Annotated in this window: 9 protein-coding genes; 4 read left to right on the top strand and 5 right to left on the bottom strand. The window is 74.0% G+C overall.

Features of this window, described 5'->3' with window-relative positions:
- Positions 1-77 precede the first annotated feature (77 nt).
- Entirely contained in the window at positions 78-659 is a 582-nt protein-coding gene (locus ACFVTF_RS35395) for a PPA1309 family protein (RefSeq protein WP_387818102.1), read from the top strand.
- A gap of 66 nt (positions 660-725) precedes the next feature.
- Here ACFVTF_RS35395 and ACFVTF_RS35400 read toward each other — a convergent pair whose 3' ends face one another.
- From ACFVTF_RS35400 to ACFVTF_RS35415, 4 genes are all read right to left on the bottom strand, one after another.
- A complete protein-coding gene (locus ACFVTF_RS35400; protein ID WP_387818103.1) occupies positions 726-1,841 on the bottom strand; it encodes a PDZ domain-containing protein in 1,116 nt (371 codons plus the stop codon).
- A 42-nt stretch (positions 1,842-1,883) separates the two neighbouring features.
- Entirely contained in the window at positions 1,884-2,075 is a 192-nt protein-coding gene (locus tag ACFVTF_RS35405; protein WP_350879703.1) for a hypothetical protein, read from the bottom strand.
- 277 nt (positions 2,076-2,352) lie between these two features.
- Positions 2,353-2,793, bottom strand: a complete 441-nt coding sequence (locus tag ACFVTF_RS35410) for a molybdenum cofactor biosynthesis protein MoaE (protein WP_350879704.1) — start codon at positions 2,791-2,793, stop codon at positions 2,353-2,355.
- A gap of 108 nt (positions 2,794-2,901) precedes the next feature.
- Positions 2,902-4,050, bottom strand: a complete 1,149-nt coding sequence (locus ACFVTF_RS35415; protein ID WP_107452871.1) for an NAD-dependent epimerase/dehydratase family protein — start codon at positions 4,048-4,050, stop codon at positions 2,902-2,904.
- Between the two features lie 200 nt (positions 4,051-4,250).
- Between ACFVTF_RS35415 and ACFVTF_RS35420 the strand changes: the two genes are divergently transcribed.
- Both ACFVTF_RS35420 and ACFVTF_RS35425 read left to right on the top strand, forming a co-directional pair.
- Positions 4,251-5,825, top strand: a complete 1,575-nt coding sequence (locus tag ACFVTF_RS35420; RefSeq protein WP_387818104.1) for a zinc-dependent metalloprotease — start codon at positions 4,251-4,253, stop codon at positions 5,823-5,825.
- Positions 5,822-6,409 carry an NUDIX hydrolase gene (locus ACFVTF_RS35425; protein ID WP_387818105.1) on the top strand — a complete coding sequence of 196 codons (588 nt, stop codon included), beginning with the start codon at positions 5,822-5,824 and terminating at the stop codon, positions 6,407-6,409. The genes ACFVTF_RS35420 and ACFVTF_RS35425 overlap by 4 nt, the downstream gene beginning before the upstream one ends.
- Before the next feature lie 129 nt (positions 6,410-6,538).
- Here the strand turns inward: ACFVTF_RS35425 and ACFVTF_RS35430 are convergent, their stop codons facing one another.
- Positions 6,539-7,195 carry a M48 family metallopeptidase gene (locus ACFVTF_RS35430; protein ID WP_371517208.1) on the bottom strand — a complete coding sequence of 219 codons (657 nt, stop codon included), beginning with the start codon at positions 7,193-7,195 and terminating at the stop codon, positions 6,539-6,541.
- Between the two features lie 324 nt (positions 7,196-7,519).
- Between ACFVTF_RS35430 and ACFVTF_RS35435 the strand changes: the two genes are divergently transcribed.
- Positions 7,520-8,608, top strand: coding sequence for a ThiF family adenylyltransferase (locus tag ACFVTF_RS35435; protein ID WP_387818106.1), 1,089 nt, complete (start codon positions 7,520-7,522; stop codon positions 8,606-8,608).
- Positions 8,609-8,850: the final 242 nt, after the last annotated feature.

The following is an 8,850-nucleotide window of genomic DNA, read 5'->3' on the forward strand; positions in this document are numbered from 1 at the left end:
TCCCCGTCCCGGCCGTTCCCCGGCGCGCTCGCGGCGCCCGGCGCCCGGGCCCCCGCCCGGCGTGTGAGGATTGAGGCATGTCCGACGCGTCCAATGCACTCAACTCCCCCGGCTCCCCCGACGACGTCTCCAAGCTCCCCGCCGCCACCCCGCTCACCCGGGCCGCGCTGGAGATCGACGAGTACGCCGCCACGCTCGGCTGGGACCTCCCGGCCCGGCTGTTCGCCCTGGTGGACAGCTCCGCCCTGCGCAAGGCCGACCCGAAGATCGCCGCCCAGCTCGGCCTCGGCGACGACGACACGGCCGGCCTCACCCCGGTCGAGCAGGACGAGCTGCCGGCCGGCATGGAGCTGGACAAGTTCCTCGGCACCATCGCCTGGCCCGACGCGGTGGTCGGCTGCGCCCTGGTCGTCGAGCGCCTGATGCTGCCGCCGGGCTCCGAGCAGACCCGCCCGCGCAACGCCAGCGACGCCCAGCTCGCCGAGTGGGTGGCCAACCACCCCAAGCGCGAGGAGGTGCGGATCACCGCCGCCGTGCTGCGCAACGGCAAGAAGGAGATCGCGCTGCGGCTGCGCTCCAAGGACGTCGCCCGCGAGGTGCTGACCGGCCCGGACCTGGTGCCCGGCCTGACCGCGGCGCTGCTGGCGACCTTCTCCTAGCCCCCGGCCGCCCCGGCGGCACCCCTCCAGGTTCACCGCACCACGTCACGGCGTCACTTCACGGCACTACTTCACGGCGCAGGACGGCAGCGCCGAGGTCTGCCCGGAGCGGATCTGCTCCAGCGACTTCAGCGCGCCGTCCAGCGTGTCCGTCTTGATCAGGTTCAGCCCGGACGGGACGTTCTTGGTCGCCTCGGCGCAGTTCGAGGACGGGGTGAAGAAGTACTCGGCGCCGGCGTCCCGGGCGGCGATCAGCTTCATCGATATCCCGCCGATCGGGCCGACCTTGCCGTCGTCGTCGATGGTGCCGGTGCCCGCCACGAACTTGCCGCCGGTGAGGTCGCCGCCGGGGGTGAGCTTGTCGATGATGCCGAGCGAGAACATCAGCCCGGCGCTCGGCCCGCCGACGTCCTGGAGGCCGATGTCGATCTGGAACGGGTAGGTGTGCCGGATCGCGGTGCCGATGCCGACCACCGCGAGTTCCGCCCGCTCGGCCGGGGCCTTCGGGTCGAGGTCCTTGGCCCGCACGGTGGGGACGGTGACGTCGGTCCGGTCCCCCGGGGTGGCCCCGCCGTTGCCGGTCGCGTCCTTGACCCGCGGGACCACGGTGAAGACCACCGACTCGCCCGGCTTGTGCTTGGTGACCGCGGCCACCACCTGCTCGGCCGTGCTGACCTGCGTGCCGTCGACGGCCACGATCTGGTCGCCCGCGTGCAGCCGGCCCTCCGCCGGGGCCCCCGCGGTGACCGACTTGATGATCAGCTCGGTGCCGACCGGGATGCCCAGCTGGTTGAGCGCGGCGGTGCGGGCGCTGTCCTCGGAGGAGGCGAACTCCTCGGCGTTCTGCTTCTTGGCGTCGGCGTCCGTCTGCCCCTTCGGGTAGACGTTGTCGTGCGGCACGACCATCACGTCGTCGCGCAGCCACCCGACCACCGCGTTGACCAGGCTGGGCTCGTACTTGGCCCCGGTGACCTGGACGGTGGTCATGTTGAGGTGCCCGGTGGTCGGGTACGAGTCGCGCCCGGTGATGGTGATCACCGACTTGCCCCCCTGGTTGCCGAGCGTGTTGTACGTCGGCCCCGGGCTCATCTCCGTGTACGGCACCTTCATCAGCACCGAGACGCAGAGCAGCGCTATGAGCAGCAGGGTGGAAGCGAGCATCGTCGCGGAGCGGCGTGGCATGCCTCGACAGTACGGGACGCGGATGAGCGGGCGCCCTCCGGGCTACCGGCCGGAACCGTCCTCGGAGGCGGCGCTCCCGGCGGTGGTGCGTTCCATCGCGGCCATGAAGCGCCGGTGCTCGGCGAGCGAGGCCGGGTCCCCCGTGGCCCTCGGGGCACGCTGGGCCCAGCCCGCCCACAGGGCGGCGAGCAGGACGGCGATGACCGGAATGATCAACCAGGCGAGCGCACCCATATCAGTACTCCCAGCTCGTCGTGTCTACGAGCAGATTAACCACTCCGGCGGACAACGCGGGCGGCGCCGTCCGGGTAACGGGACGGCCGATCGGCTCACTGCCAGGGAGTATTCGGCCCACTGACCCGGACCCGTTCGAGTGAGAGCCCGGCCCACCCGGCATGCTCGTCGCATTCCGTGCACAGGCGGCGACTCTCCGCAGTCAATCGGCTCTTTCAGGTCCGGCCCGACCCGGCCCAGCCCGGTCCGATCCGGTCCGATCCACAGGGCCCCCGGGTCAGCAGCTGCCGGCGCCGACCCACTCCTCCTCGCCGTCGGTGAAGACCTGGTGCTTCCAGATCGGCACCTCGTGCTTGAGGTCGTCGATCAGCCGCCGGGCGGCCGCGAAGGCCTCGCCCCGGTGGGCGCAGGACACCGCGACGATCACCGCCTTGTCGGTGATCTCCAGCCGGCCGACCCGGTGCACCGCGGCCAGCGCCCGCACCGGGAAGTCGGCGACGACCTTCTCCGCGATCCGGCGCATCTCCTGCTCGGCGGTGGGGTGGCAGCTGTATTCCAGCGCGGTGACCGACTTGCCGCCGTCGTGGTCGCGGACCGTCCCGACGAAGACGGTCGTCCCGCCGGCCGCGTCGTCGCCGACCGCCTCGTACACCTCGTCCAGCGAGAGCGGGGTGTCGCGGATGGCGAGCAGGCGGATGGGGTCGTGGTTCTCGGACATGCCCCCATGATTCCCCATCCCGGGTGGTTTGAGGCAAGCAGGTTCCGCATCACGATGGCGGGATTCCGCATCGTGAGAAAACCTGCCCGACCCTCGGGGCCACCGGCCTCAGAAGCGGCGCCGCTTGCGGGCCCGGCGCACCAGCGCGGCCGTACCGACCAGCGCCACCGTCGCCCCGGCCGCCCCCAGGCTGGTCGCGGCCTCCTTGCCGCCCAGCCGGCGCCCGGCCACCGCGTGCTTCCCGGCGACCTGGCCCAGCAGCTCGGCCAGCACCTGCTCGTTGCTGTGCTCCGGACGCCAGCCCGCCTCGTGCAGCCGGCTGCCGGACACCACCCACGGGTACATCGTGTAGGCCAGGTCCCCCGCCGGGGCCGGGGTCAGGCCCAGCCGGTGCAGCCGGGCCGCAGTGCCCAGCGCCAGCGAGGCCGGCAGCTCCATCCGCCGGATCCCCGACAGCCGCTCCACGTCCTCCTGCTCCAGCCAGCCGTCGCAGCCGACCGTCACCTCGCCCTCCACCAGGCCCAGCGCCGCGTACTCCAGCGCCGCCGCCAGGTCGTCCACGTGGCAGAACTGCCAGCACGGGCGGGAACCGGCCACCACCAGCAGCCTCGGCGCCTCGAAGTGCCGGGTCAGCACGGTGTCCACGCCGGGGCCGACCACCACCGCCGGACGCAGCACCGTCACCTGCAGCCCCGGGTGGGCGCGCGGCGCCCGGCGGGCCAGGCGCTCGATCTCCAGCAGGTCACCGACCAGCGAGGCCTCCTCGGTCGCCCGCAGCTCGGAGTCCTCGGCCAGCGGCACCTCGTTGTCGGCCAGCGCGCCGTAGACCATCGCGGAGGTGCAGAGCACCACCCGGTGCACCCCGGCGGCCGCGGCCGCCGTCAGCACGGTCTGCGCGCCGCGCACGTTGTAGGCGCTGCGGGCGCGCGGATCCGACTCCATGCCGAAGTCCATCGCCAGGTGCACCACCACGTCCACCCCGGACAGCCGCTCGGCCACCGCGGGGTCGCGCACGTCCAGCACCCGCCACTGCACACCCGGCACCTCACCGCGCCGGTCGTCCACCGCCAGCACCCTGCGCACGTGCGGCGAGGCGACCAGACGGGCCGCGACCCGTTCGCCGATCACGCCGGCGGCACCGGTGACGGCCACGGTCAGCGGCCGTCCGCCGTAGGCTGGAGGCGGCGACGCCGTGATGTCCGGGGCGTCCTCGTCTCCGGTCAGCCCAGAGCGAACGTCCGAAGGCGGGGAACTCACCGACCATCCTCCACGGTTAGCTTATGTGCGTACGGACGTGTGTCACGTACGTCCATCCTGCCCGAGGCGAAGGCCCGGCGGTGCACCCGGCGCGGGCCTGCCGCACTGGAGCCGCCCACGAGTCCCCCACTCCGCTGGTGCCCCGGGCGGGCAGCACTTCCCGCCACACCCGTATGACGGCCGACCGGATCGAGGACCCCGTGAGCGACCTTCCCTTCGGATTCGGCGTTCCGCCCGAGGAGCCCGAGGACGGCAAGGCCAAGCCCGACAACGAACAGCAGAAGAAGGACCAGGGCTCCGCAGGCTCCGACCAGAGCGGCGCGCAGCCGTTCGGCTTCGGCGCCGGCAACCCGTTCGGCGCGCTGTTCGGCATGCCCGGCATGCCCGGCATGCCCGGCGGCGGAGCCCCGGGCGGCCCCGGCGGGGCCGACAACCCGTTCGCCGCGATGTTCGGCGGCCTCAACCCCAACGACCTCGGCAGCGCGTTCCAGCAGCTCGGGCAGATGCTCTCGTTCGAGGGCGGCCCGGTGAACTGGGACCTCGCCAAGAACATCGCCCGCCAGAGCGTCGTCGCCGAACCCGCCGAGGGCAAGAGCAAGGACCGCTCGGTCAGCGCCGCCGAGCACTCCGCCGTCGCCGAGGCCGTCCGGCTGGCCGACCTGTGGCTCGACGGCGCCACCGAGTTCCCCTCCGGCGCCGGCACCGCCGTCGCCTGGAGCCGCGCCGAGTGGATCGAGGCCACCCTCCCGGTCTGGAAGGACCTCGTCGACCCGGTCGCCGAGCGGGTCGGCAACGCCATGGGCGGCGTCCTGCCCGAGGAGATGCAGGCCATGGCCGGCCCGCTGATGGGCATGATGCGCTCCATGGGCGGCGCCATGTTCGGCACCCAGATCGGCCAGGCGCTCGGCGCCCTCGCCGCCGAGGTGGTCGGCTCCGCCGACGTCGGCCTGCCGCTCGCCCCGGCCGGCAAGGCCGCACTGCTGCCGCAGAACGTCGCCGAGTTCGGCGAGGGCCTGAACGTGCCCGCCGACGAGGTCCGGCTCTACCTCGCCCTGCGCGAGGCCGCCCACCAGCGGCTCTTCGCCCACGTGCCGTGGCTTCGGGCCCACCTGCTCGGCGCCGTCGAGGCCTACGCCCGCGGCATCAAGGTCGACACCTCCCGGATGGAGGAGCTCGTCGGCCAGCTCGACCCGAACAACCCGGAAGCGCTCCAGGAGGCGCTGGCCGGCGGGCTGCTCCAGCCCGAGGACACCCCCGAGCAGAAGGCCGCGCTCGCCCGCCTGGAGACCGCGCTCGCGCTGCTCGAAGGCTGGGTCGACGCGGTCGTGCACGCCGCCGCCGAACCGCACCTGCCGCAGGCCGGCGCGCTGCGCGAGACCGTCCGCCGCCGCCGCGCCGCCGGCGGGCCCGCCGAGCAGACCTTCGCCACCCTGGTCGGCCTGGAGCTGCGCCCGCGCCGGCTGCGCGACGCCGCCCGGCTGTGGGCGCTGCTCGCCGACGCGCGCGGCATCGAGGGCCGCGACGCGCTCTGGCAGCACCCGGACATGCTCCCCACCGCCGCCGACCTGGACGACCCGGACGCCTTCGTGCACCGGGGCACCGGCGACCTGGAGGGCGGCCTCGACTTCGACGCGATCGACAAGCTGCTCGGCGAGGCCGCCGCGGGCGGCACCGCCGCCAAGCCGGACCTCACCAAGAACGACGGGCCGGCGAAGAGCGACGAGCCGAAGCAGGACGGCGACGGCACCGACGGAAAGGGCGAGCCCACCGCATGACGGCCACCGACACCGGGACGACGTCCCTGCACGCGGACGCCGTGCGCACCCTGACCGGGTGGCGCCCCGCCGACGAGGAGCAGGACCGGCTGCGGCTCGACTACCTGGCGCACCTGGCCGAGCAGCCCGAGGGCCTGTACCGGTCGTGCCTGCCCGCGCACATCACCGCGAGCGCGGCGGTCGTCGACCCGGCGGCCGGGCGGGTGCTGCTCACCCTGCACCCCAAGGTCGGCATCTGGCTGCAGATGGGCGGGCACTGCGAGCCCGACGACCGGGACCTCGCGTCGGCGGCGCTGCGGGAGGCCGTCGAGGAGTCCGGCATCCCCGACCTGGCCCTGCTGGAGGTGGACGGCGTCCCGGTGCCGGCCAAGCTGGACCGGCACCTGGTCCGCTGCACCGGCAAGGACCGGCCGGAGAACACCCACCTGGACGTCCAGTACATCGCGGTGGCACCGGCCGGTGCGCAGGCGCTGATCAGCGAGGAGTCGCTGGACCTGCGCTGGTTCGACTACGACCGGCTGCCGGAGCTGACCGACCACTCTGTGCGGGACCTGGTGGCACGGGCCCGCGTGCTGACCAGCTGAGGTGAAACGCGAAGAGGGGGCGCGGGCCACTAACGCCCGCGCCCCCTCTTTTCGCTCCCCGCGTCGTTCCCCGCGTCCTTCTCCCCCGCCGACCTCTCCGCCGCCGCCTCCCGGCCGGGCGGCAAGCCGTCAGCCGCAGGAACAGGCCGGATCGGCATCCCGGTCGGCGTGCCGGGCGCCGGGGATGTGCGGCAGCCGGGCCGCCGAGACCACGCCCTCCAGGTAGCCGCGGGCCCGTTCCGTCCGGGGATAGGCCTCCAGCAGGGCCCAGAACGCCGGGCCGTGGTCCGGCACCAACAGGTGGGCCAGCTCGTGCAGCAGCACGTAGTCCAGGACGTACTCCGGCATGCCCTGCAGACGGTGGGAGAGGCGGATCGTCCCCTCGCTGGGGGTGCACGAGCCCCAGCGCGAGTTCTGGTTGGTGACCCAGCGGACCTGGGCCGGCCGGGCGCGATCGCCCAGGTAGGCGGCCGACAGCCCGCGGGCCCGGTCCATCAGCGCGTCGTCGCCGAGGATCCGGCGGCTCTCCTGGGCGGCGAGCTTCTCCAGCATCTGCGCGACCCAGCGCTGCTCCTCGGCGTGCGACATCCGGGCCGGGATCAGCACGATCGTGCGGTCGCCCTCGCGGTAGGCCGAGACGGTGCGGCTGCGGCGGGCGCTGCGGCGTACTTCCACCCGGCCGCGGTCGTGCGGCTCAGGTGGCGCGGCGGCGGGTGGGTGCTGCGGCGACGCGGGCCTCGCCTGCTGATCCTGGTCCCGACGCCCACGCGTGCTGGGCGCCGCCACTTGCGACCCGGACGCTGCACGGGCACGCCGACGCGACGCCGGTGGATGGGAGTCCCGCTCGGCTGCCATGGCACACGACGTTACCCGGTACCACGGACAGAAGTCCGGTGCCGTGGCCGAAATCTTTCATGGAGTGATCGGGAACGAAAAGTCGACGGAGGGTGTCCGGAAACCGGCGCCGGAGCGGATGGGCGGTTATCCACAGGGTCTGCGAACAGATGATGTGATCATGAGTCCGAGCCTGTGGATAACTTTGCGCACGACGTCGGCACGATGGGGCATGCTGCGGTCAGCCGTCCGGAAACGATCGGAAGGGAGATCGCCGTGCGCCTCGTACTGAAGCCCGCCCTGTCCCGCAGCTGGCGGGACTCCGACACCCTGCAGTTCGGGACCATCACCCGCTACGCCGGGGTGCTCGGCCAGGCCGACAAGACCCTCTGCGACTTCCTCGGCCTGGTCGACGGGACCAGGGACCGCCCCGAACTGCTGGAGGCAGGCGAGCAGCTCGGCCTCGGCCGGGAGCCCGCCGACGCACTGCTGACCGACCTGGAGGAGACCGGGTTACTGGACGACGCGGAGGCGACCGGCACCGCGCTGGCCCGCTTCCCCCAGCCCCACCGGGACCTGCTCGAACCGGACCTCGCCTCGCTGTCCCTGGTCCACTCCGGCCCCGGCGCCGCACCGGCCGTCCTGGCCCGGCGGGCCGGCGCCCGGATCGAGGTCCGCGGCGCGGGCCGGGTGGGCGCCGCGGTGGCGGCCGTGCTCTCGGCCGGCGGGGCGGGCACGGTCACCGTGGTGGACGGCGGCCGGGTGCGCCCCGGGGACTGCTCCCCGGCAGGACTGCCGCCGGGGGACGTCGGGCGGCTGCGGTTGACGGCCGCCCGGGAGGCCGTGCAACGGGCGGCGGGCCGACCACTGGTGCCGGTGCCCCGGCGAAAGCCCGACGGGCCGCCGCCCGACCTGGTGGTGCTCGCGCCCCGGGACGGGAGCGGGGCGTTCGCCGGCGGGACGTACGAGGCCCGACTGCTGCTCCGGGCCGGGGTGCCGCACCTGTACGTCGGAGTGGTCGAGGAGTTCGGGGTGGTCGGGCCCCTGGTGCTGCCAGGGGTGTCGGCCTGCGGACACTGTCTGGTCCTGCGCCGGGAGGACGAGGACGCGGCCTGGCCCCGGATTCTGGCCCAGCTGGCGGACGGCGGGCCCGGCCGGGCCCGCACCCCGGCCTGCGACACGGCCCTGGCCACGATGGTGGCCGGCCTGGCGGCGCTGCACGTCCAGGTCCATCTGGACGGCGGGCGGCCGCCGAGCGTGGACGGGTGGTGCGAGGTGTCGGCCGGCGAAGGGATGCCACGACGTCTGCGGCTGCGCGGGCATCCGGACTGCGGGTGCCTCTGGCAGCCGCTGCCGCCGAGGTGAGGAGAGGAGGAGAGGAACCTACCTGCCGGGCGAGGGCCCGGCCGAGGAGAGAACCCACCGGGCGCGGGCCCGGCGGCTGCGAGGCTCGGCAGCCGCCCGGCCCCACGCCACGGCGGACCGGGCCGGCGCCCGGCCAGGTGAGCCCATGGCCAGGTGAGCCCATGGCCAGGTGAGCCCATGGCCAGGTGAGCCCATGGCCAGGTGAGCCCATGGCCAGGTGAGCCCATGGCCAGGTGAGCCCA

The organism is Kitasatospora sp. NPDC057940 (assembly GCF_042887425.1).
Lineage (GTDB): Bacteria > Actinomycetota > Actinomycetes > Streptomycetales > Streptomycetaceae > Kitasatospora.